Annotated in this window: 21 protein-coding genes and 1 tRNA gene; 9 read left to right on the forward strand and 13 right to left on the reverse strand. The window is 54.4% G+C overall.

Annotation, left to right across the window (positions count from 1 at the left end; all coding sequences use genetic code 11):
- Positions 1-10: 10 nt before the first annotated feature.
- The gene (locus tag OGM59_06675) at positions 11-1,354 is read right to left on the reverse strand and encodes a CDP-glycerol glycerophosphotransferase family protein (protein ID UYI90387.1); all 1,344 of its coding nucleotides are present in this window, start codon (positions 1,352-1,354) and stop codon (positions 11-13) included.
- A 177-nt stretch (positions 1,355-1,531) separates the two neighbouring features.
- On the opposite strand from OGM59_06675, the gene OGM59_06680 reads away from it, so the two are divergent.
- The 4 genes from OGM59_06680 to OGM59_06695 all read left to right on the forward strand — a co-directional run bounded on the left by OGM59_06680 (position 1,532) and on the right by OGM59_06695 (position 6,649).
- The gene (locus OGM59_06680; protein UYI90388.1) at positions 1,532-3,046 is read left to right on the forward strand and encodes a CDP-glycerol glycerophosphotransferase family protein; all 1,515 of its coding nucleotides are present in this window, start codon (positions 1,532-1,534) and stop codon (positions 3,044-3,046) included.
- A 23-nt stretch (positions 3,047-3,069) separates the two neighbouring features.
- Positions 3,070-4,986: a CDP-glycerol glycerophosphotransferase family protein gene (locus OGM59_06685; GenBank protein ID UYI90389.1), complete on the forward strand. Its 1,917-nt coding sequence runs from the start codon at positions 3,070-3,072 to the stop codon at positions 4,984-4,986.
- A 145-nt stretch (positions 4,987-5,131) separates the two neighbouring features.
- Positions 5,132-5,668, forward strand: coding sequence for an AbrB/MazE/SpoVT family DNA-binding domain-containing protein (locus OGM59_06690; GenBank protein UYI90390.1), 537 nt, complete (start codon positions 5,132-5,134; stop codon positions 5,666-5,668).
- A 147-nt stretch (positions 5,669-5,815) separates the two neighbouring features.
- Positions 5,816-6,649, forward strand: a complete 834-nt coding sequence (locus OGM59_06695; GenBank protein UYI90391.1) for a DUF6198 family protein — start codon at positions 5,816-5,818, stop codon at positions 6,647-6,649.
- A gap of 187 nt (positions 6,650-6,836) precedes the next feature.
- Here OGM59_06695 and rlmH read toward each other — a convergent pair whose 3' ends face one another.
- The 6 genes from rlmH to OGM59_06725 form a co-directional block, all read right to left on the reverse strand.
- Positions 6,837-7,316, reverse strand: coding sequence for a 23S rRNA (pseudouridine(1915)-N(3))-methyltransferase RlmH (gene rlmH, locus OGM59_06700; GenBank protein UYI90392.1), 480 nt, complete (start codon positions 7,314-7,316; stop codon positions 6,837-6,839).
- A complete protein-coding gene (locus OGM59_06705; protein UYI90393.1) occupies positions 7,313-8,101 on the reverse strand; it encodes an MBL fold metallo-hydrolase in 789 nt (262 codons plus the stop codon). Before OGM59_06705 ends, rlmH begins: the two co-directional genes overlap by 4 nt.
- Positions 8,102-8,174: 73 nt before the next feature.
- On the reverse strand, positions 8,175-9,470 hold the full coding sequence (locus OGM59_06710; GenBank protein UYI90394.1) for a UDP-N-acetylglucosamine 1-carboxyvinyltransferase: 1,296 nt from the start codon (positions 9,468-9,470) through the stop codon (positions 8,175-8,177).
- 368 nt (positions 9,471-9,838) lie between these two features.
- On the reverse strand, positions 9,839-11,209 hold the full coding sequence (locus OGM59_06715; GenBank protein UYI90395.1) for a metallophosphoesterase: 1,371 nt from the start codon (positions 11,207-11,209) through the stop codon (positions 9,839-9,841).
- 17 nt (positions 11,210-11,226) lie between these two features.
- Complete coding sequence (locus OGM59_06720) at positions 11,227-12,744, reverse strand: MFS transporter (GenBank protein UYI90396.1); 1,518 nt, start codon at positions 12,742-12,744, stop codon at positions 11,227-11,229.
- A gap of 60 nt (positions 12,745-12,804) precedes the next feature.
- Complete coding sequence (locus OGM59_06725; GenBank protein ID UYI90397.1) at positions 12,805-13,371, reverse strand: haloacid dehalogenase-like hydrolase; 567 nt, start codon at positions 13,369-13,371, stop codon at positions 12,805-12,807.
- Positions 13,372-13,607: 236 nt separating this feature from the next.
- On the opposite strand from OGM59_06725, the gene OGM59_06730 reads away from it, so the two are divergent.
- Positions 13,608-14,942: an L-aspartate oxidase gene (locus OGM59_06730; GenBank protein ID UYI90398.1), complete on the forward strand. Its 1,335-nt coding sequence runs from the start codon at positions 13,608-13,610 to the stop codon at positions 14,940-14,942.
- Positions 14,905-15,762 carry a carboxylating nicotinate-nucleotide diphosphorylase gene (gene nadC / locus OGM59_06735; GenBank protein UYI90399.1) on the forward strand — a complete coding sequence of 286 codons (858 nt, stop codon included), beginning with the start codon at positions 14,905-14,907 and terminating at the stop codon, positions 15,760-15,762. Before OGM59_06730 ends, nadC begins: the two co-directional genes overlap by 38 nt.
- Before the next feature lie 129 nt (positions 15,763-15,891).
- Here nadC and OGM59_06740 read toward each other — a convergent pair whose 3' ends face one another.
- From OGM59_06740 to hisH, 5 genes are all read right to left on the reverse strand, one after another.
- Positions 15,892-16,431 carry a rubrerythrin family protein gene (locus OGM59_06740; GenBank protein UYI90400.1) on the reverse strand — a complete coding sequence of 180 codons (540 nt, stop codon included), beginning with the start codon at positions 16,429-16,431 and terminating at the stop codon, positions 15,892-15,894.
- Between the two features lie 23 nt (positions 16,432-16,454).
- Complete coding sequence (locus OGM59_06745) at positions 16,455-18,941, reverse strand: hypothetical protein (GenBank protein ID UYI90401.1); 2,487 nt, start codon at positions 18,939-18,941, stop codon at positions 16,455-16,457.
- 4 nt (positions 18,942-18,945) lie between these two features.
- Entirely contained in the window at positions 18,946-19,707 is a 762-nt protein-coding gene (gene rlmB / locus OGM59_06750; protein ID UYI91766.1) for a 23S rRNA (guanosine(2251)-2'-O)-methyltransferase RlmB, read from the reverse strand.
- A 124-nt stretch (positions 19,708-19,831) separates the two neighbouring features.
- Complete coding sequence (gene hisF / locus OGM59_06755; GenBank protein ID UYI90402.1) at positions 19,832-20,587, reverse strand: imidazole glycerol phosphate synthase subunit HisF; 756 nt, start codon at positions 20,585-20,587, stop codon at positions 19,832-19,834.
- Position 20,588: 1 nt separating this feature from the next.
- A complete protein-coding gene (gene hisH / locus OGM59_06760) occupies positions 20,589-21,203 on the reverse strand; it encodes an imidazole glycerol phosphate synthase subunit HisH (protein UYI90403.1) in 615 nt (204 codons plus the stop codon).
- Between the two features lie 192 nt (positions 21,204-21,395).
- Between hisH and OGM59_06765 the strand changes: the two genes are divergently transcribed.
- The 3 genes from OGM59_06765 (at position 21,396) to OGM59_06775 (ending at position 22,228) form a co-directional block, all read left to right on the forward strand.
- Positions 21,396-21,486 (forward strand) — tRNA-Ser (locus OGM59_06765).
- Between the two features lie 257 nt (positions 21,487-21,743).
- Entirely contained in the window at positions 21,744-21,887 is a 144-nt protein-coding gene (locus tag OGM59_06770; protein UYI90404.1) for a hypothetical protein, read from the forward strand.
- The gene (locus OGM59_06775; GenBank protein UYI90405.1) at positions 21,863-22,228 is read left to right on the forward strand and encodes a hypothetical protein; all 366 of its coding nucleotides are present in this window, start codon (positions 21,863-21,865) and stop codon (positions 22,226-22,228) included. Before OGM59_06770 ends, OGM59_06775 begins: the two co-directional genes overlap by 25 nt.
- 164 nt (positions 22,229-22,392) lie before the next feature.
- Here the strand turns inward: OGM59_06775 and OGM59_06780 are convergent, their stop codons facing one another.
- Complete coding sequence (locus OGM59_06780; protein UYI90406.1) at positions 22,393-23,289, reverse strand: carbohydrate kinase family protein; 897 nt, start codon at positions 23,287-23,289, stop codon at positions 22,393-22,395.
- Positions 23,290-23,460: the final 171 nt, after the last annotated feature.

The raw sequence follows: 23,460 nt of genomic DNA on the forward strand, positions 1-23,460 counted from the left end.
TTTTTTGTTATTAAACCACATTTGCACCGTCTCTGTCAAGCACCACACGCTCCACCACACGCTGTGCGGCATGGCCGTCGTCCAAATAATTAAAGCGGGCGTTGAAAGCGGCATACTTCTCCGCATACCGGGACTTGTCCGCCTCTACGGCGTGCAGCGCCCGATGCAGATCCGCCTGCGTTTCCACAATCGGGCCTGGCAAACAATCCAAATCAATATAAAATCCACGAATTTCACCTGCATAACTGGCCAGATCGTACATATAAAATAGCATAGGCCGGTGCAGATTCGCATAGTCAAAAAACACAGAGCTGTAATCGGTAATGAGCACATCTGCCACCACATACAGCCGGTTAATATCCGTCACGCCGCAGGCGTCGTATACGAAGCCCTTGTACTTCTTAAAATCAAAAGAATTGGCCACCAAATAGTGGGCACGGAACAAGATCACATAATCGTCACCGAATTCCCGGCGCAGGGCGTCAAAATCCATGTGGGTGCGGTACACATAGCCCAATTTGGCGTCATGCTGATTGTCCCGCCATGTGGGCGCATAGAGAATGACTTTTTTATCCATCGGCAGTCCCAATTCCCTTTTGATTTGCGCCTCATCCTCCGGCGTATGATTAATCAAAAAGTCATTACGAGGATAGCCCGCCTCCAGCACCGTGTCCGCCTTGCCCACCGCCTGCAAATTCCAGGCGGAAATGAACTTCTCCGCCGCAAAGGCGGAGGGTGCCAAAATATACTTAAACTTCTCTGCATCCACCTTGTATTTTTGGCGAATTTCCTCTTTGGAATTCATGGCATTGTCAGAAATGGAAATATCGTATCCTAAGCGCTTTAGGGGCGTACCGTGCCAAAGCTGCACATACACCTGGTCGTCCTTGGGATAAATATGGTCTGCAATCCGATAGTTAAAGAACCAATACTTTGCCCGGGCGCAAGCTTCCTCATAAGCCGGGGTGTTTACGGTAACCATATAGGTATTGGGGTGATCCAGCACATATGTGAATTTCTTTGGTTCCCGAAAAGCCCACACAAAAGTGTAATCCGCAAAGCGAGGATCGCTGCACATATATTCATAAATGGCCTTGGGACTGTCGCTGTACCCCCTGCCGTCAAAGGTAGAAAAAAGCACCACCTTAGGATCCGTTGCAATATGTGCCGTGCGCTTTTGGTAACCGCCCATACGCTCATCCAGCAAAATTCGACGGCTGGCCTTGCGAAAAACAGCGCTGCGCTTGGCCACGTCAATGGCCACTTTTTTGATTTTTTTGAACGCTTCTGCACGCCAATCACGCTTATGAGGCGCATACAGCAGTTCTAAATTGTCCGTGTTATACCAAGCCATGGCTTCCTCTTCACTTTCACAGAGTCTATATACAATATTATAAATAGATAGCGGATAATGTCAATATTCTTTCTGAAAAAGGCAAATCCTGCGCCGGCGAATATAGACAAATTATGCAGTTTATGCTACTATAAAGAACAGAGATTTTTTGCAACTTCCACATAGGCGGAGAAAAATATGACCAAACTCACTGTTACAATTGAACGCTGCCAACAGATCGGCCATCAGCTGAATCTGCAAGTGACCCTCACCTGTCCGGTGCCCCCGGTGTACCCCAAACTCAGCGTTGTCTTTACCTGCGGCGAACGCACCCGGATCATTCCCATGACATTTGCCGACAGAGACGGCACCACGCTGCGCGCCCAAAAAACCGTGGAGCTGGCCTATGTGTTTTACGAGCCGCCGGTGGGGCAGCCCATGGGCATCACTTTTCTTTATACCGACGGCGTTCACGGCTATCAGCCGGTGGAACCGGACCAACCGTACCAAGTGACCTGTCCGCCCCGCCGGGCGCTGCGCCACTTTATCCACAGCAGCAAAAAAGAGAAGTTGAAGCAGTTGGCAGGGGCTTGCTTCTCGCTGCTGGCTCTGCCCTATCGACACTGCAAGGTGGAACCTAAGCAAGTGACGTTCCTTTCCAACCGTTCCGATCGATTGTCCGGCAATATTAAATCCGTCTTTTTGGAGATGACCAAGGTACCGGGCGTGGAGATCACCGTCCTGTGCCACAAGGGCAACCTGCTTCACAGCCTGCCGGTGCTGCGCCAATTTCTGCGCCTGTATGCCACGTCGCAGGTGGTGTTTGTAGACGACTATTATCACCTGCTGTCTTATGTAAAGAAAAAGCCGGAGGTGCAGCTGGTGCAATTGTGGCACGCCTGCGGTGCCTTTAAGACCTTTGGCTACTCCCGCCAGGGTGAGCAGGCACTGCCCCAAGGCTCGCCCAATCACCGGCAGTACGACTACGCGATTGTCAGCTCTCAACAGGTGTGCCCCTGCTATGCAGAAGGCTTTGGCATTGATTTGCAAAAGGTATTACCCCTGGGCTCACCTCGGTGCGACCGCTTTGCCGATGACCGATACAAGGCGGCCTTTACCAAGCGCTTTTATGCGGAAAACCCCCAATTAGCAGACAAAAAGATCGTGTTGTTCGCGCCCACCTTTCGAGGCGGCGGTCAAGGCAACTGCTACTATCCGCTGGAGAAATTCCGCCCGGACGATCTGCTGGATGCCCTGCCGGAGAACACGGTGCTGGCAACGAAAATGCACCCTTATCTAACCGAACGCCCCACCTGCCAAAGGGCAGAGCACGCCAACCGGTTTATTGATCTGACAGATCGGTACGATGTGAACGACCTGCTGTTTGTCAGCAGCGTACTCATCACCGACTATTCCAGCGTGGTGTACGAGGCGTCTATTTTGAACCTGCCCATGCTGTTCTATGCCTTCGATTTAGAAAGCTATTGCAAGGAGCGGGACTTTTACTGCGACTACGCCTCCTTTGTGCCCGGGCGCATTGTGCGCACCATGGAGGAACTGACCCACGCCCTGCAAACGGAGGATTACCAGCAAGAGAAAGTGGCGCCCTTCTATACTCGCAATTTTGATGATACCGCCGGAAAAGCCACCCAGAATGTGGTGCACTTTGCCAAAGAGCTGCTGCATATTCCCACGGATCACCTACCCCTATAAATTCCCAGTAACGGAGACTGTTCATGTTTAACTGCAAAATGATTATCAACCGCCTGCATATTGAGGACGCTCGTATGGAGATCGGGGTGGCCATCAACTGCCCCTTTGATGTGGATGTTTCCTCTCCCAAAGCGCGAATCCTGTTTGAATGTGACGGACAGACCCGCCGCCTGCCCCTGCGGGTGGTCAACTACTTTCGCCAAAAGCAGGAGGGGAGCTGCATTGTGGTATGCAACTATACCTATCTGCTGGACCAGATCTTTTACCGCTTCCAGCCGGAAAGCCCGGTGACCGTCACCATTGACTTTGAGTACGGCCGCCACACGGTGCAAGCGCTGCCCTTTACCGTGTCTACCAATGTGCTCCACGAGAACCCGGGTTTGGAACTGCCGGAGGAATACATGGAGTACGAGTGCTTTGACGGCGCAACGGTATTTGACGCACCGGACAATGAGTATGTTCCCCCGGCGCAAACCGGAAACCGCACCTACACCTTCGACTTTGACTGCGAAAACAGCGCCATTCTCCTTTTCTCGAAAAAAAAGAAAAACGGAGATCGACCCTTTGTGCAGCGCAGCCGTGTGCTGGTGCCCCTGTTGCGGTTTATTGACTTTGCCCTGCGGTGCCTGCTTGCCCTGCTTTTGCTGCCGCTGTTTCTGTTTGACGGCATTTTAGCCGGGCTGGATATTGTGCCCCGGCGCAAAACCGCACCCATTGAGGGTGTGGGCAAAAACATTTTTGTGCAGTTTAAAATCAATGTGTCTTCCTTTATTAAAACCAGCTTTAAGCGTGCCAATTTTGTAGAGAACATTCGCCGCCCGGTGTATGCCATCTACAACGCCTACTACAAACTGCTGTGCAAAAAGGAAGTCGTGCCCAACCGGGTCACCTTTATGTCCGGCCGACGGGACACCCTGGGCGGCAACCCGGAGTTCGTCTATAACCAAATCAAAGACAACCCGAATATTGATTTTCAGTTTTTGCTGTTCTCCGACCCCAACGGCCACTATAAAGCTAAAAATATGTTCCGCTTTGTCAAGCTGTACGCCTCCTCCAAGGTGGTGATCGTGGACGATTACTTCCGCCTGCTGAATATGGTGGACAAGCGCCCGGAAGTGAAGCTGATGCAGCTGTGGCACGCCTGCGGCGCCTTTAAGACCTTTGGCTTTACCCGCCTGGGCAAGGCAGGCGGCCCCAAGCAAACGGACCCCAACCACCGCATGTACGATGTGGCCATTGTCTCCTCTGCGGAGATCGCCAAGCATTACGCCGAGGGCTTCGGCCTGTCCGATGACAAGGTGCTGGCCACCGGCATTCCCAGAACAGATATATTTATGGACCCACAATATGCCCAAACGGTGCAGGATGGATTCTATGCCAAGTATCCCCAGCTGCGGGACAAGCGCATCATCCTCTTTGCCCCCACCTTTCGAGGCAACGGCCAAATGAGCGCCTACTACCCGGCAGACGCCTTCCATGTGGACGAGTTTATGGAAGCTTTGCCGGCAGATACGGCACTGCTGATCAAGTACCACCCCTTCTGCCCGGAGCGCCCGGTGATCCCGGAAGGCTACAAGGATCGGGTGCTGGATCTGTCCGACGAGGACGAGCTCAACGACCTGCTGTTCGTCACCGACCTGCTCATCACCGACTACTCCAGCGTGGTGTTTGAGGCGTCGCTGCTGGATATTCCCATGCTGTTTTATGCCTTCGATCTGTTTGACTACATCAGCAAGCGGGATTTCTATTATGATTTTGAGAGCTTTGTGCCCGGCAAAATCGTCTTTTCTCAGCGGGAATTGACAGAGGCCATCGTCGCCGGTGACTTTGAGAGTGAGAAAGTACCGCCCTTTAAGACCAAGTTCTTTGACCACCTGGACGGCCGCTCCAGCCGCCGAGTGGCAGACCTGATCCTGCGCTTCATCGGTGAGAAAAAATAAAAAAGCATACGCCTTTACCCCCGGCTGTACAGCCGGGGATTTTTTTGCCGTAAATTGGAAAAACAGGCGCTTAAAATTTTCGTATCGCCGGGCAAAACAGGTGCAAAATAATAGGGATATATTAACATTTAAGGAGATATGCTCTATGAAAGCTACCGGTATTGTACGCCGCATTGACGACTTGGGGCGCATTGTGATCCCCAAGGAGATCCGCCGCTCGTTCCGCATTAAGGAGGGCGATCCACTGGAGATCTTTACCAACGCCGACGGCGAGGTGATCTTTAAAAAATACTCGCCCATTGGAGAACTGTCCCAATTTGCCGGGCAATACGCTGAGGTGCTCCACAAGAACGGCTGCTCCCCGGTGGTGATCACGGACAACGACCATGTGGTGGCCGCTGCCGGGGTCAGCAAGCGAGAAGTGATGGAGCGCCGGGTAACCAAGGCGCTGGAGGATGTGATGGACGCCCGCACCCCACGGATCGCCAAGGCACCCGGCGAATGCCTGCAAGCCATTGAGGGCTACGACCGCCCTGCAGAGGTAGCCTATCCCATTGTGTACGGCGGCGATGTATCCGGCACGGTACTGCTGCTGCAAGGTGAGGACGGCAACCTGCCGGACGAAGCACAAATCCGGCTGATCCAGGTAGGCGCCGCCTTTTTGGGGCGCCAAATGGAATAAATGGAATTGTGCAATTTGCACAAAAAGTCAATGCGTTTTTAGTGCATAGTAGCCAATACGCAGAAATGGCAAAAAAAGCCTTGCATTTTTGAAAATCGGGTCTATAATGTGTCACGAAAAGAGAAAAACGGACCCGAGGTACAAGCAATGAAGAAACTTAGAAACAACGCACGCGGTTATATCCTGGATATGTTTGCACAGCACCATATGGTGAAGCGCACCGTGCTGTCTTTTCTGAGCATTGTGATTATGGGGTTTGGTACGGCTCTTTTCAATGTTTCCGGTTTCGGCGTAGACCCGTTCACCTCTATGAATATGAGCGTGGCCGCCGTTTTGGGGATCAGCTTTGGTACCTACCAGCTGATCATCAACGCAGTGATCCTGCTGTATGTAGTTATCGTTGCGCACCGGGGACTGGTCGGTGTAGGCACCGTGTTCAACATGGCCGGCGTCGGTTACAGCTGTGAGTTATTCAGCAGCCTGCTGATGCCGATGGTAAAGCAGAACGACACTCTGTCAATTAGAATCCCCCTTCTCCTTGCCGGTATCCTCGTTCTCTGCTTTGCCTGTAGCCTGTTCTTCACGGCCAACATCGGCGTTGGTCCTTATGACGCCCTGGGCTTTATGCTCAGCCGCTTCGCCAAGCTGCCGTACAAATGGGTGCGGGTGCTGACGGATGTGACCGTGGTGTCCATCGGACTGCTGGTCAGCGGCGGCTTTACCGCCATTGCCCACGGCGACTTTGCCAGTATTCAAAATATCGGAATCGGCACCGTCATTACGGCCTTTTGTATGGGCCCGCTGATCAACTTCTTTAACAAAACCCTTTCCGCAAAAATCTTCAATGTAGACTATGCCCAGATCAGCAAGGATGTGGCGTTCTTTATGATCAAAGGCGCAATGCGGAAAAATTCTCTGGGTGCCGTTCCCGGCAACAACACCCAGTTATACAGTCAGGCTTACAGTCTGACTGATAAGTAAGATGCCAAGAAGGTTGCCTTCTCTCCCCCTTTCCGGGCAGCCTTTTGACATATATAATTTATGGCTTTTGCATAAATTTTTACCCCCCTTAAAAGAAGCGACACCGAATGCTATGTTCGGCGTCGCTTCTTTTATCTGCAAAAACAAAAGCGGCAGCCTGCTGGAAACAGAGCGGACTGCCGTGTTTTTATTTATGATATTTAGAATGGTTGTTGATGGCGCAGGCCCGGTAAATCTGCTCCAGAAGCACCAGGCGGGCCAACTGGTGGGGCAAGGTCATTTTGCCAAAGGACAGCTGCAAGTCGCCTGTGGCCTTTACACGAGGCGACAGGCCATACGAACCGCCGATGACAAATACCAGGTGGGAGCTTTGCTGGCTAAAGTCCGCCACCCGGGCCGCCAACTGCGCGCTGGACAGTTCTCGCCCCTCGATACAAAGGGGGATCACCCGAGCGCCTTTGGGAATTTTTGCCAATATGCTGTCGCCCTCCTGCTCCAGCACTCGTTGGATCTCTGCCGGAGACGGATCTGCCGGGCAGCGGCTCTCCGGCAATTCCACCACCTGCACCTTGGAAAAGGCGGACAGCCGCTTTAAGTACTCGTCGCAGCCCTCGCGAAGATATTTTTCTTTTAGCTTGCCCACCGTCAAAACGGTTATGCGGATCATAACACCAGGCACCCGCCTTCCTGCTCCGGTGCAGCCACCTGCAAGCGATAGTCTACCTCCGGCCGGGCACCCAACGCCGTCAGAGCCGCCACAGTGGTCTGGTATGCCAAAGAAGGCATATTGTTCTCCCGGCTCAGGTGAGACAACACAAAGCGGGTGGTGCCGCTGCGCAGCAACTCCCCGGCAAAGGCGGCGCAGTCCGTATTGGACAAATGGCCGGTATCGGACAAAATGCGCTGTTGCAGCGGATAGGGATACGACCCGGCGCGCACCATAGACGGCTCGTGATTGCTCTCCAGAAATACCAAATCTGTGCCCGGCAAAGCCGCTTTCGCCGCCGAGGTTATGTAGCCGGTATCTGTGCACACGGCAATGCGCCGCCCGTCCGGCATCGTAAACTTATATCCCTGGCACGCCACGCTGTCATGGCTCAAGGCAAAAGGCAACACTTGCAGATCCATAAAATCCCCAACCTCTGCAAAGGGGCGGGCGTCCACCTTCTCATTCAAATTGCCCTGGCGCGCCATCTGCTCCAGCACCGCCGGATGGGCAAACACCGGAATATGATACCGTGCGGCAAGCACCCGCACACCGGCCGCATGGTCTGCATGCTCATGGGTAACAAAAATGCCCTTGATCTCCGCCGGATCCGCGCCCACCTGGCGCAGCTTTTGCTCGCACCGCCTGGCAGACACACCGATGTCCACTAAAATTTGATTGTCGCCGCAGCCCACATAAATACTGTTGCCGCTGCTGCCGGAAAAAAGAGAACACGCCTTGCTCATTTTGTCTCCTAATCTGCTTTTATTTTATCCAAAAAAGAAAGGGTGGAACCCGGTCCACCCGTACTTTGTTTTTTTATCCTGCGTTTGCCGTGGCAGCACCGTCGTCGCCATCGTCACAGGGCACCCGCCGAATATCGGCACCCAGGGCAGAGAACTTCTCTACCACATCCTCGTACCCACGGTCCACATACTGGATATTGGTCACCCGGGTCTCGCCTCGCGCCACCATACCGGCAATGATCATGGCCGCACCGGCGCGCAGGTCCGTAGCCTTTACGGTAACGCCGGTCAGCGCCGGCACACCCTCGATGACAGCCACCTTGCCGTCCACCTGGATATTGGCGCCCATACGGCTCAACTCGCCTACATACTGGAAGCGATTGTCCCACACACCCTCGGTGAGAATACTGGTACCCTCTGCCACAGACAGAAGCACCGCCATCTGGGGCTGCATATCCGTGGGGAATCCCGGGTGGGGCATGGTCTTTACATTGCAGCGGGTCAAGGGCTTAAAGCGGGTGATCCGCACCGCGTCGTCATACTCAATGATCTCCGCACCGGCCTCCTCCAGCTTAGCGCTGATAGACTCCAAATGCTTGGGAATCACATTCTTCACCAGCACATCGCCGCCGCAGGCAGCAGCCGCCACCATATAGGTGCCCGCCTCGATCTGGTCCGGGATAATGGAGTAGGTGCAGCCGTGCATCTTCTCCACCCCGCGAATTTTAATTACATCTGTGCCGGCACCGCGCACATCGGCACCCATAGAGTTTAAGAAGTTGGCCAGATCTACGATATGCGGCTCCTTGGCTGCATTTTCGATCACCGTCAAACCGCGAGCCAGCACAGCTGCCAGCATCACATTGATGGTAGCGCCAACGGACACCTGATCCATATAAATAGAAGCGCCGATCAACTTGTCCGCCCGGGCGCAAACCATACCCTCAACGGTATTCACCTGGGCACCCAGCAGTTCAAAGCCCTTAATATGCAGGTCAATGGGCCGCACGCCGAAGTTGCAGCCGCCGGGCATAGCCACCTGCGCCTGCTTAAACCGACCCAACATGGCGCCGATCAGGTAATAACTGGCGCGAAAACAGGAGGTCAACTCATAGGGCACGCTCTGGCATTTTAAGGAGCGGGAGTCCACCTCAATGGTGTTTTTATTGATCATTTTGATCCCGGCGCCCATACTGTCCAAAATCTTAATGATCAGGCTAACATCGCTAATGGCGGGAATGTTCTCAATCCGCACCACGTCGTCCGCTAAAATGGCCGCGGGAATAATGGCCACAGCTGCGTTCTTGGCGCCGCTGATATTCACCTCGCCAAACAGCTCGTGACCGCCTTCAATTATAAAATTATCCAAAAGGTGTCCACCTCTTTATATCTCTATCCAAAAGTAATGTTTGCAAAAACTAAAATCTTTATAAGTTCCAATTCATTGCAGATATTATAACAAAATCCGTAAAGAATAGAAACAAAAAGCACCGTATTTTATCCAAAATGTAACTTTTACAAAAAGGCCATATCTGTAACGCCTGTAGAAATCATCTACCACATCTTGTTAAAACGGCAAAATTCGTTGAAACAGCGCAAAATCTTGCGCCCTCATTAGGTAACAAAAGGGTAACATAAAGGCCGCCGCTTGTCAAGGGGGCAACCGGTCATTTTCCGCTTCAGCAAGACAAAAAAAGCGCCCTGCCGCGATAAAAAACGGCAGAGCGCAAAAGGCACTTATAAAACCGACTGCTGGTGATCGCCGACGCCGCCGGTTAAAATAGCATCGCAGGCAAAGATCAGCTTTTTCATATCCATATTGCCCGGCAGCAAATGGGCGGGAATCTCTATGACAGACAGCACCAGCCGGTAAACGGCGCTATCCCTGCCCACCGGATGGGCAGAGCCGTCCATAAATTGCAGCAAGATCCACTCCAGATAGGGCAGAATCGGCCGATCCGCCAGTTCTGCCGCCGCCCGGGCGTCCACATACCGACCCAGCCCCAAGCGCCGCAGCGTTCGTTGTAAGTCTCTCACCGTGCCGGTGCGCAACAAACGAAACAACGGCTTTACCAATGGATACAGAGGCAGCAGCTTGTGCCCGGGCAGCTGCAAGGCGTCCAGCTTCTGGGCAAAATCTGCCGGGGACCCGGCAGACAGCAACCGCCGCAGCAAATTGCAAGCATGGTCCCGGGTGTAAGCCACCGCGTCCACCGGGCGGCCGTACCAGTCAAAAGTCGCCAGGTGCTCCACCTGCATTTGCACCTGCAAATCATCCGTCACCGTCACCTGTACCATAGGCACCGGGTAGCCGGACAGGGCGCCGACATTCACCTCGGTCAATTCGTTTCCAGCCGGAGAGCGGTAGCGATCCGTACGCTGCAAATGGCTGTGACCCACAAACATATAGCGCAGCCCTGCGTCTGCCAGCCGGGCGGTCACCGCCTCCCGGTCCCCTACGCAGCAGCCGCCGGTAAGCAGCGGGTGCACATGGGGCAGCAGCAAATGGTGCTGCATACCCAGCACCAAACAGCCTTGTTCCTTGGCGCGGCGCAGCTGATCCTCAATCCACTGAAAATGCGGTTCCGTATAACCGGCCTTGCCCCGACCATTTTGGTCGTCACACAGCGCCAGCAGCCAAATTTTCTCTGCCAGCGGAATCACATAAGAGCTGATTCCCAAATGGGTGCGGTACTCGGCAATGGCCTGCCGCCCGCCGAAATCGTAATAAAAATCGTGAATCCCCGTGTGGGGCATGGTGGGCACATCATGGGTGACCCGGGCACCGGTAAAGCGCCGCGGGTTGCCGTCGCAGCACCAGTCGTGGGTGTTGGTGATCAGGTACACCGGTTTTTTCTCTGCCAAGGCATACAGCTTCTCCCGCAGCTCCCGGTGGCACACCATTTCGCCGTCATTGGTCAAATCTCCCGCCAGCAGCACCGCCCGGGTGTCCGACCGGGCCAAATGGTCAAAAGCGGCGTCAATTATGGCGCCGCTCTCTGCCAGGCACTTTTGGTCCGAGCCGCTGCGCAGTTCATACGCCCGGCCGGAAGTGCCCAAAGTCTTGGAATAATAATGTAAATCTGCAAGAAAGGTGAATTTGTACATCTGACTTCCCCGTCTGTTTAGCCCTCTTTGGCCTCTGCCGCCACAGCCTCCTGGGCTGCTGCCTCGCCTGCCTGGGCGCGACGAGCCATAATGTCCTTAATCATCCGGCGGTGGCTGTCGCCGGTAATGTTATAAAAGTGCATGGGAATGAGCATCAGCGCATAGCCCACCATGGGGAACACGGTGGTCATCAGGAACAGTCCCAGCAGAGTGGAATGATTCTGTAAGGTAGACACATCGGTGGTGTGCTCCACATAGCCGGTGCGGGCCAGTACCTGCAAGCAGATAAAGGAGGACAGCGTACCCTCCAGCTTGCCGGTAAAGCTCATAATGGACAGCATAGTGCCCTCTACCCGCTTGCCGGTTTTCCACTCCACATAGTCCACCGTCTCCGCTTCCATTTCTTTTTGCATCAGGTTCTTAAACTCCAGCGGGAAAGTAACCACGGCAGAAAAGACAATAACCATCAATCCGGTAAGCAGGGACACGGACTGACCGGCACCCTTGTTCATAATGCCGTTATAGGTGCACAGGGCAAACAGACCGTTGAGCACAATACCCATCACGCAGCACACCTGGTAAAACTTCTTAGAGTCCGCCTTGCGGCCCAGCCGCTCAATAATAATGGGTACAAAGATACCTGCCAAAAACGAGCCGGGTGCCTTGGCAATGTCCAAAAAGCCGTTATACTTGGCGTTAAACAACGCGTCATAGGCAAAGTAGAAGGACGCCTGCTCGGACACCTTGATGATCACAAAGAAAATATTGCCCAGAAAGAGCATCAGCAGCGGCCGGTTGGTTACCAGCAGGTGCAAGCATTCTTTTAAGCTGGGAGCCTCCTCGTGGTGCTCCAACCGCTCTGTGGTGTTCTTAAAGGTAAAACGGGTAAAAAGAATAATAAAGAACGCGGAAAAGACAGCGGCTGCCAGATACGCCTTGTCCAAATTCTGGTTAAAGTACGGCAGCCAGGCGGCAAAGGCCACCAGTCCGGCAGGAATAGCCCCCAGGATCATACGCCCGATGGAGGCAACACCGTAAAGCTTTGTGCGTTCCGTGCCGTTTGGCGTCATACTGAACGCCAACGCCCCCATAGGCACATCAAAGGCGGTGTAGGTCACATCCAGCCCTACAAAGGCAAACACCGTCAGGGCAATCTTTGCCCCATAAGACAGGCTGTCGTTGCCAATAAAAAACAGCAGCATAAACAGCGACACGAAGTACGGCGCAAACTTGATATACGGCCGCATTTTGCCGTACTTGGTGCGGGTCTTATCTACAATCACGCCCATGATCGGGTCATTGATGGCATCAAAAATACCGCAGTACAGGCGAATATTGGAGGCATGGCGCGCCTTAATATGCAACACATCGGTAATAAAGAAGTTTACATACTTTGAGGCGGTCATGGAGGTGCTCATACCCTGGGCGCCACGACCCATGGCATAGGACAGCGCCTCTCGCCAGGTAATGTAGGTCTCCTCCCCCACATCTTTGGTCACGATCTTTCGATCGAGGAATGATTTGATCTTGTTCATTTTTACAGGCAGACGCCACGGCGCCGCCCCATCACCTCCGTTCCCGGCAAATACCGAGGATTATTTAATTTGTTCGATTTTGTCGCCTCGCACAAAGAATACATGATCGGCAAGGTCCATCATCGGTTTATCATTCATGGAGTCGGTATAGAAATTGTCAATATGCGCATTCGGGTACAACTCACGAAAGATTTTCACCTTGTTGTCCAAAAAACACAGGCGAATGAACTTGCCGGTGTTTTTATCAATAGAGGAGCCCACATAGTGCTTGACCCCCAGCCGGCGCATCACCTCGTCCAGCAAAAAGTCCGTGGTGCCGCTGACAATAATATCGTCCTCCCGCTGCACCTTGGCGTACCAGGGCTTAATCTTGTGCATGTGGCTGTCCCAAAACTGCACCACATCTTCCTCAATGTGCTCTACCTTAACATAATATCCTTCCAGGAAGGAAGCATACGCCTCCAGCGCTTGGGCCACGGTAAACAGGTGAAAGGCATCCTTAAAGGCGATCACCAGCAGTTTTGGCACATAGCGCCAAATCCGCGGGTCTGTGCGCACATAGTAGAGGATAAAGTCTACCAGCGTCTCGCCGTCGTAGATGGTATTATCAAAATCGTACACATTCATAAGCATATACCCTTTTGGTAAAGAACAGATACCGTTTTTGTTAAACCCGTGTAAAATAGGTGACAGGTGTCAACATGGGTTACATCTGTATTTTATCACAGATGAAAAGCAAGTTCAATCTTGACAAATGGCGCTGTTCGTTATATATTGGAATAAGTATAGCTAAAAAAAGAAAACGGTTATACAAATTCCGGAAAGAAGGAGCCGCTGGCAACGAAAAGGCGGCAAAAATCACTATGAAACACAGAAGTTACATTCACACAGACATTGTGATCGTCGGCAGCGGCGTGGCGGGCCTGTTTGCAGCCCTCTGCCTGCCGGAAAGCAAGAAGATTTTAATGATCACCAAAGAGGATCTGAAAGAGTGCGACTCTTACCTGGCCCAGGGCGGCGTATGCGTGCTGAAGAGCCTGGACGACTTTAAGTGCTTTTATGAAGACACCATGAAGGCTGGTCATTATGAGAACAACCCGGAGTCTGTGCGGGTCATGATCGAAAGTTCGCCGGATGTGATCGGCACGCTGATTAAGCTGGGTGCGGACTTTGACACCAAAAAAGACGGCGACTTTGACTACACCCGTGAGGGCGCCCACCGTAACAACCGCATTCTCCATCACAAGGACGAGACCGGCAAGGAGATCACCACCACCCTGCTGTCCATCGCCAAGAACCGACGCAACATAACTTTTATTCCTCAAACCACTATGATCGACCTGATCGAGAGGGACAACACTTGCTACGGCATTGTGTGCGAGGATGAGTTTGGCGAGCGGGGCTGCATTTTGGCCCAGGACATTATCCTGGCAACCGGCGGCATCGGCGGGCTGTTTAAGAGCTCTACCAACTATCCCCACATTACCGGCGACAGCTTTGCACTGGCTATCAAGCACGGTATCACCTTGCAGGATATGAGCTATATTCAGATCCACCCCACCACCCTGTACAGTAAAAAGAGCGGGCGCCGCTTTCTCATCAGCGAATCCGTGCGGGGCGAGGGCGCTATTCTGCTTAACGAGAACGGCGAGCGCTTTACCGACGAGCTACAGCCCCGGGACGTGGTGACTGAGGCCATTGTCAAAGAAGAAAAGAAATTCGGCACCGACCACGTGTACCTGACCCTGCCCAATATGACCAGCGAGGAGGCCCACAAGCGCTTTCCCAACATTTTTGAGGCCTGCATGGACGAGGGCTACGATATGACCAAAGACAAGGTCCCTGTGACCCCGGCCCAGCACTACATGATGGGCGGGATTCAGACGGATATTAACGGCTGCACCTCCATGCGCCACTTGTACGCCGCCGGCGAAACCGCCTGCAACGGAGTGCACGGCAAGAACCGACTGGCCAGCAACAGCCTGCTGGAGAGCATGGTCTTTGCCAAGCGAGCAGCGGATTTGATCGCAAAGGACAAGGAGGAGAAGCCCGCCTTTGATCCCCAGATCGACCTGGCGTCTTATCCGGACAAGGCCGGACGGCAAAAGGAATTCAAAGACCTGATTTTAGGTGAAATTAAGCGAAAGGACAAGACTTTCTATGATAAATGGTGTAACGATGAAAATATGCGTGGATGATTACATTCTGCGCACCTTAAAAGAGGATATTAACGATGAGGATGTGTCCACCAACGCGGTGATGCCGGTGAATAAGCAGGGCAGCGCGCAGCTGATCTGTAAGGACGACGGCGTGATCTGCGGGCTGGATGTGTTCTTCCGCACCTTCCGTCTGTTGGACGATACCGCCCGCTTTGACTGCGCGGTGCAGGACGGCGACCGGGTGCAAAAGGGCCAGCTGCTTGGCACCCTGTACGGCGACATTAAGGCCATTCTCTCCGGCGAGCGCACGGCGCTGAACTACCTCCAGCGCATGAGCGGCATTGCCACCATCACCAGAGAATATATGGACCAGCTGGCGGGCTACGATACCGTGCTGCTGGACACCCGCAAGACTACGCCCAATATGCGCCCCTTTGAGAAGTACGCCGTTAAGGTAGGTGGCGCTACCAACCACCGTTACAATTTGTCCGACGGGGTACTGCTCAAGGACAACCACATTGGCGCCGCCGGCAGCGTCACCAAAGCCATTCAAATGGCTAAGGCCTACGCCCCCTTTGTGCGCAAGATCGAGATTGAAACGGAGACATTAGATCAAGTGCAAGAGGCAGTAGACGCCGGCGCGGATATTATTATGCTGGACAATATGGACACCGCCACTATGAAACAGGCGCTCCAAATCATTGACGGCCGTGCCCAGACCGAGTGCAGCGGCAATGTGACCAAGGCCCGGCTGAGGGAGATCGCCGAAACCGGCGTAGACTTTGTCTCCTGCGGTGCTCTCACCCACTCCGCTCCTATTCTGGACCTGAGTCTGAAAAACCTGGCCCCAATCGAATAAGCCAACACCTTCCACCCCAAGCCCCGGCTTTGGGGTGGAATTTTTTATACCTTGTGGCAATCTGCCGCCCCGGTACATACAAAAAAGGCGTGGCCCGAAATGGGTCACGCCTTTTGATATGGGCAGGGATCAATAATTCTCCGCCTTCAGTTCAAAATAGGCCTTGGGATGGGCGCAAACCGGGCACACCTCCGGTGCGGACTTACCCACCACGATGTGGCCGCAATTGGAACACTTCCAAATCCGGTCGCCATCCCGGCTGAATACCAAGCCCTGCTCCACATTCTCCAGCAACTTCAAATACCGCTGCTCGTGCTCCTGCTCGATCTTAGCCACGGCCTCAAACAGGCGGGCAATCTCCTCAAAGCCCTCCTCCCGTGCCTCACGGGCAAACTGGGGATACATCTCCGTCCACTCGTAGTTCTCTCCGGTGGCAGCGTCCTGCAAATTGGTGGCTGTGTCCGGCACAGAACCGTTATGCAGCAGCTTAAACCAGATCTTGGCGTGTTCCTTCTCGTTGTTGGCCGTCTCGGTAAACAACTGCGAGATCTGCACAAAGCCGTCCTTCTTGGCCTTAGAAGCATAATACGTGTACTTGTTGCGGGCCTCGCTCTCGCCGGCAAATGCCGCCATCAGGTTGGCCTGTGTCTTGGTGCCTTCTAAATTCATAACTGTATTCCTCCTAAAAATGTTTAAATATCCAGCCGTTTGAGTCGCGTGATCAGCAGCACAAACAGGCTCCATACCCCTTGGAAAATCAAAATATTCAGTGTGGTCAGCTGACTGTAGCCGCCAATCACCGCCAGAAGCGCTACCACGGCAAAGCCGATGACGCAGCCAAAGGAGATCAGCACTGCCAGGACGGTCTGCATATCCTCTAAAGTCTCCGCTCCGCGCATCACGCTGATAAAGCCAAGGGCCGAGCCGTCGTGCACCGCGTCTGCCGGCGACTTCTCCACATGCAGGTCGCTGTACTTCTCAAACACCCGACCGCTGGCGGAATTCATCACCCGCACATACCCGGCCGGCAAGTGGAACAGCTCTGCCACGCTGTCCTCATTGATATACGGATCGCAGCTGTGGAGTAAAATGGTCATGCCGCTTTTTTCAAGTTTCTTCAGTGCGTGCTCCATTTTAGTATTGCCGGAATAGCTGACGATAAACATGGCCATGATTTTGCCGGCCACTGCCAAATACAGCGCCTTGCGCCCTTTGCGGGTGTATTTCTCCTCGTACGCCTGCTTGGGCACCGCAATATCGTGATTGATCAGCAAATCTCGATTGCCTACCAAAATTTTCTTTTTATAAATCCAGGCAGAGGTGCCCATTTTGTCCTCATACAGCACCCTGTCCACCTCCGGCAAAATGGACTGCTTGCCTACGATCGCATCGTCAAACACATACGCCAGCGGGCTTTTCGTCTTAATGATCACCGCGGCGGTCTGCAAAATCACATCGTCGATCTTGGCACCGTTAAACAGCTTTACTCCATGAAGGGAGCAGCTTTTGGGACCAAACAGATCGTTGGCCTCCATCACCAACGCCCCGGCGTCATTCACCGTACCGGCACCGGCGAAGCCGTTGACCATGGCCTTGCGCTTAGCCAGCGCCCGGGATACGCCCTGCACCGTTGTATTACTGGCCAGCAACGACACCGCCGGCAAGGAAATACAAAGGGCGCAGGCACCGGCGTTCACGCCCATGCCCCAATTCTTGGTCAGCAGGGACACCGCCACCAGCAACGCGCCGCTAAGCCCCAGCATAATGCAGCCGGTCGTAGCGGCGATCCGATCCGCCGGGTCCTTGCTGCACCCGATCTCTAAATAATCCGTGGGAAAGTCCGTGCGCACGCTGCTCTTGAGCACCGGGTCGCCCTGAAGCAGTCCGCGGCTGATAATGGTGGCGTCCACCACATTGCGAATGGTCTCTACCGTGTACTTCTCCTGCCCGTCCGTGATAAACTCAAAATTCTCGATCAACCGGATCAGCAGCGCCCGGCGACCCATACCGCTGAGAAACAACGACAAGGTCACCGCACTGGGCAGGATCGCACCGCCGTCTACCAGCAGATCCGGGTTCAAATACAGCAGTACCGTATGGGCGGCAACAAGAATGGCCGCCACGACAATGGGAAAGTCGTAGCGCACGCCGTTCTTAAAGGAAAAGCCCTGTATCAGATTGGGAATATTGGCCGCCAGCACCACGCCGTACAACACCAGCACCGCAATAAAGTACGCGGTATTGGACGCCAAAAAGGACGGCAGGTACGCCGTATCCCGCAGCAGGGTCACTAAAAGCAACAGCCCCCCGGACAGCACGGTAAATACAATACCGGTCTGCACAGCAGTCTTTTGGGCAAACAGGCGCTCCAAAATGGCGGTGCGCTCGTCCGCGTTGCGAAAATCGCTCTTGACAATGCGCCGCGGCCCCTCCTGGGCCTGTCCCTCCTCCGGGGCAAACAGGCGGAATTTGTTGACCTTGTCCCGGCGGCGCTCCTCTAAGATCCGCTCCGCCACATTCTCATCAATATTGGGCACATTCTCGATCTGGTCGTCAAAGCCCTCCAGGCGAATTTGGGCACTCTCCTCCACCGCTTCCGTCTCCGGCTCCTCTTGCCGGGGCGTAGGCGGATTTTGGCCCAAAATACGGGTGTGCTCCAGTTCCTCCACCGCCAAAATGGTGGGGATCTCCTGCAGATCGGAGGTTTTGTCAAACTTGGATCGGCTTTTGATGGTGGCCGGTTTTTCTATGATCTCCGGCGGCTCCTTGGAATACACCCGCTCGCTGCCGGTGGTGCCGAAGAAGCTGCGCTTGCTGCCCAGGTTAGGCACCACGCCGGTCTTTTCCGTCAGGCGTACCGGGCGGGTCTTGTCTCCCACCGGGGGCACCGCCGTGGTTTTGGCGGTAGCCGAAGGTGCTGCCGGGATCACCGGGGTGCCTACCCGGGTCTTGTCGTCCACAGCCGGGCGCACTTGCGTTTTGTCCGTCACCGGCGCTGTCACCCGGGTCTTATCGTCTACACCGGGTGCCGCCGTAACCGTCGGTTCTTTCGGCTGCAGCTCCAACGGCGTTTGGGTAGCGTGGATCTTGTCGATGGCCGCCTCCGCCTTGCGCGCGGTTTTTTTGCGTATCTCTTCCGCCTGGCGCAGGATCTCATCTATGGTTAAATTCTCGCTCATACGCTCACTTTCCAATCAGCCCCAGGCGCTGCCGGGTCACTTCATATATCAAAATGCCTGCCGCCACAGAGGCGTTCAGAGAGTTGACCTTGCCCTGCATGGGCAGACTGACCACTGCGTCGCAATTCTTCTTCACCAAAGCGCTGACGCCGCTGCCTTCGCTGCCGATCACCAGCGCCACACCGCCGTCAAAATTCGTTTGGCACCAGGGCGTGCCGTCCATATCCGCCGCATACACCCAAATACCCCGCTTTTTCAGCAGTTCAATGGTTTGATTCAGGTTACTGACCCGAGCCACCGGCAGGTACTCCAGTGCACCGCAGGCGGTCTTAGCCACCGTGTAGTTCAGCCCCACGCTGCGCCGCTTAGGGATCACCACCCCGTGCGCGCCGCCGGCCTCTGCGGAGCGGATAATGGCTCCCAGATTATGACCGTCCTCAATTCCATCGCACAGCACCAAAAAAGGCGCCTCGCCCTTTTCTTTCGCCCGGTCCAGAATGGTCTCCAGCGGTACATAATCGTGGGCAGACGCCACTGCCACAATGCCCTGATGATTGGCGTGGTCACACATGGCGTCCAGCTTTCGCCGGTCCACATACTTAACCACCACGCCCTGCTTTTTGCACTTAGCGACCAGTGGCACAATGGAGCCGGTGCGCTCGCCGTTTGCCACCAGCACATGCTCAATCTCGCGGCCACCGGCCAGCAGCTCTGCCACTGCGTTGCGCCCGATCACCAGGCCGTCTGTTGTTTGTTCTGTCTCCATTGCCATTTTGTCTCTCCGTTCTCGCTGTTTTTCTACAAACATTGTACCATTTTTGCGCCTGGGGCGCAACAGGCAAAAAGCGGGCGTGCACTTTGCAAAAGCGCACGCCCGGACTGTATCTTCTTTATAGCCGCACCGGCACACCCCTGGCGTTCAAATACGCTTTCAGCTCCGGGATCGGCAGTTCGTTAAAGTGGAACAGGCTGGCGGCCAGCACCGCGTCTGCCTTACCGTCGGTAAAGGCGTCTAAAAAGTGCTCCGCCTTGCCTGCACCGCCGCTGGCGATCACCGGCACGCCCACGGCCTCGCTGACCGCCCGAGTCAGCTCCAAGTCGTAGCCGTTCTTTTGACCGTCGCAGTCCATAGAGGTCAGGAGAATTTCGCCCGCACCGCGGCGCTCCGCTTCTTTGGCCCAAGCCACAGCATCCAGCCCGGTGGGGATACGCCCGCCGTTTAAATACACTTCCCATCCCTGATCCCGGCGCTTGGCGTCAATAGCGCATACCACACACTGGGCGCCGAACTTTGCCGAGGCCTTACTGATCAGCTCCGGATCCCGCACCGCCGCGGAATTGACAGAAATTTTGTCCGCCCCGGCACGCAGCAGCCGGGTAAAATCCTCCACGCTGGCAATGCCGCCGCCAACGGTGAAGGGAATGAACACGGTTTCCGCCACCCGGCGCACGATCTCTGTCATGGTGCCCCGCCCCTCGTGGGTGGCGGTAATATCCAGCAACACCAGCTCGTCCGCCCCCTGGGCGTCATAAGCCGCAGCGCAGGCCACCGGATCCCCGGCATCTACCAGATCTACAAAAGAAACACCCTTGACCACTCGGCCGTTCTTTACATCCAGGCAGGGAATAATTCGCTTTGCATACACCTTATTTTTCCTCCCCGCTGATAAAATTCTTCAGCAGCTGCAAGCCCGCTGCACCGCTCTTTTCCGGGTGAAACTGCGTGGCAGCCACCTTACCCCGCTGCACCGCGCACTGAATGGGTACGCCATACCGGGTCACACCGGCCACTTCTTCCGGCTTAGCACCGTCCAAATAAAAGGAATGGACAAAGTAGAAGTAGCTATTCTGGGCAACACCGCGAAAAATGCCGTTTGTTTGCGTCAGCTGCACATCGTTCCAGCCAATGTGGGGCACCTTCAGTCCCGGCCCACCGGGAATGCGGCGAATGCGCCCGTCAAAGATACCCAGACCCGCAACGCCGGGGCTTTCTTCGCTCTCGGCAAACAGCAGTTGCAACCCCAGGCAAATACCCAAAAACGGTCGGCTGCCATCTGCCGCCGCCCGCACCGTGTCTACCAACCCGCGACTGCGCATGGCAGCCATAGCGTCGCCAAAGGCGCCTACCCCGGGCAGGATCACCCGATCTGCCGCCAGAATCTCTGCCGGATCGGCAGTAATGCGATTGTCTGCGCCCAGAAAGTTCAGCGCCTTTTGCACGCTGGACAAATTCCCGGCGCCGTAGTCAATAATTGCAATCATACCTTGCGCTCCCATCTAAAACTACTTTTATTTTACCATACCCGCGCCCCCGGCGCAACCGCTCCCCGGCGCCGCCGACCCGATTGCCGCCAAAATTCCGCCGCCAAATTCGCAAAAATGCGCCTATTTTGCACAAAAGAGAATTGACAAATCCGCCCCGGAATGCTACTATTGTACAGCAAAACAAAATACGGAGTGGTACCGAAGAGGTCATAACGGCATGGACTCGAAATCCATTGTGCGATTCGTTCGCCCGTGGGTTCAAATCCCACCCACTCCGCCAAAAGCCCGGCAGCCCCCAAGCTTTCCGGGCTTTCTTTTTGCTGCGGAAAGTCTCGTTCAAATCAACAAAATGCACATTCCTGACGCACACGGTCTTTTATGAAAGAGGATTTGAAAAACACTTTCAGGCATTGTATAATGCAAATCGGTATAATCGCAGATGGAAACATTCGGATAAGAAACGAAAAAATATTTAAGCACTTACTCAACTTGATCTATTGCTTGGTAACGCATAATGGCAAATCATACGGTGAAGTTATGGAATTTATGAACGCATACAAACGGCTGGAAAAACTGTGCAGCGATATGTATGGCACAGCGCACGGCATTTCCGCCTATATTGACGATATGGTCAACTGTCCCTGCGGGGCACGCATGTGCCCGACTGGGCGCATGACTTAAAGCAGCTAAAACATTATCGCTGGGTCAGAAATCAGATCGTACACGAACCGGACTGCACGGAAGAAGAATTATGCACGCCGGCTGATACCCAGTGGCTGGATGTTTTTTATGACCGGATCTTACGCCGAAAGGATCCGCTGGCCGTGTATAGAGAACGAACCGGCGCACGCAAGGCTGTAAGCTCGGCGCAAGGCGGCACGCCGTCTAAACGGAAAAGCCGCCCCGCTGGGTCATCCCATCTCTCTCAAATCATACTGTACGGCGGAATCACCATCGGCCTTATTCTCATTATGCTTGCCATTCTGCTGTTTATATTTCAAGGCAGTTTGACCGGATTTTGATCTGTTTAGCCCCTGCTTTGCCCGGTGCAAGGCGGGGGTTTTGTTCGTTATTTCAAATAAAGAAGATCGGAATGACCGCTTGTGCCAAAAGCGTTGATTTGGCCGCAAAAAGAGCAAGTCAAACAGACTTGCTCTTTTTTATTTCTATATTGTTGAATTGGCTTTTACCCCTCTCGGCGCAGCGCTTTCAGCTCCGTGCGCAGATCGTAAGGCGCGTCATAGCAGCCAAAGGTCTCCGTAGACTTGCCACCGGCAATATTGGCCAGCTGAATGCACTCTGCCACAGAGCAGCCGTGATACACGCCAAACACCAGCCCGGCCAGGAAATTATCCCCTGCCCCGGTCTTATCCACCGGCGTGGCCTCCCCTGCCGGGAAGTGCTCCGTCTTGCCGTGAATGCGGGTAATACAGCCGTCCTTACCCACCTTAACAATGGGCTGGGCGGTGTAGTTGCACAAGGCGTCCAGCGCCGCCTGGGGGCTGTCCGTGCCGGTTAGGAGCATGGCCTCTTTATCGTTGGGGGTGAAGAAATCCGCCAACCGCAAAATGGGCAGGTGGTCCTCCAGGGTCTGCCCCTCCTCCCAGTGGGTATCGTACACAATCTTGGTGCCCTCCCGGGCCAATTTCTTCACTACATCCGGCCGGCGAGGCGCAAAGCACACATCCGCTCCGTGGAGAAAGTCATACACCTGGGCGTCCGTAAGCAAATTCTCGCCCAGCCCAGCGTCAAAGGTCATAATGGACCGATCGGAGGGAAAAGAGAACACGGAACTGAAGATCACCGGCTCCCCGTCGCCGTCATAAAAATTGTGCAGGTTCTGCACCTTGTACTTTTGCAACAGGGTCTCCGCCGTTTTGCTGAGCAAGCCCTGACCCAAAAAGGTGCCGTACCGCACCGGAACGCCCATATTCCCCAGCCGCACCGGGGTCACGCAGGCACCCCCGCCCAGGGTCATGGAGAACCGATCCGTATAAAGCTCCTCCCCCGCTCCCGGAAACCCGGCCATGCCGGAGAAAATACAGTCAATAGTCACCCGGTCAATGACAGCCACACCGTTCATTCCAAACACTCCTTTACGCACTTTTCTCTATTATACCGAACCCCCGGCCGGATTGCAAGCGCCGCCCACCCGGCGGCACAAAATCCAATGCAGTGGCACCAAAAGGCACAGAATGGGCGCCTTGCCCCCTCTAAGCATACAAAAAGGCACACGCCGATCAGCGTGTGCCTT

It is taken from the genome of Oscillospiraceae bacterium, from assembly GCA_025757685.1.
Classification (GTDB): Bacteria; Bacillota; Clostridia; order Oscillospirales; family Acutalibacteraceae; genus CAG-217.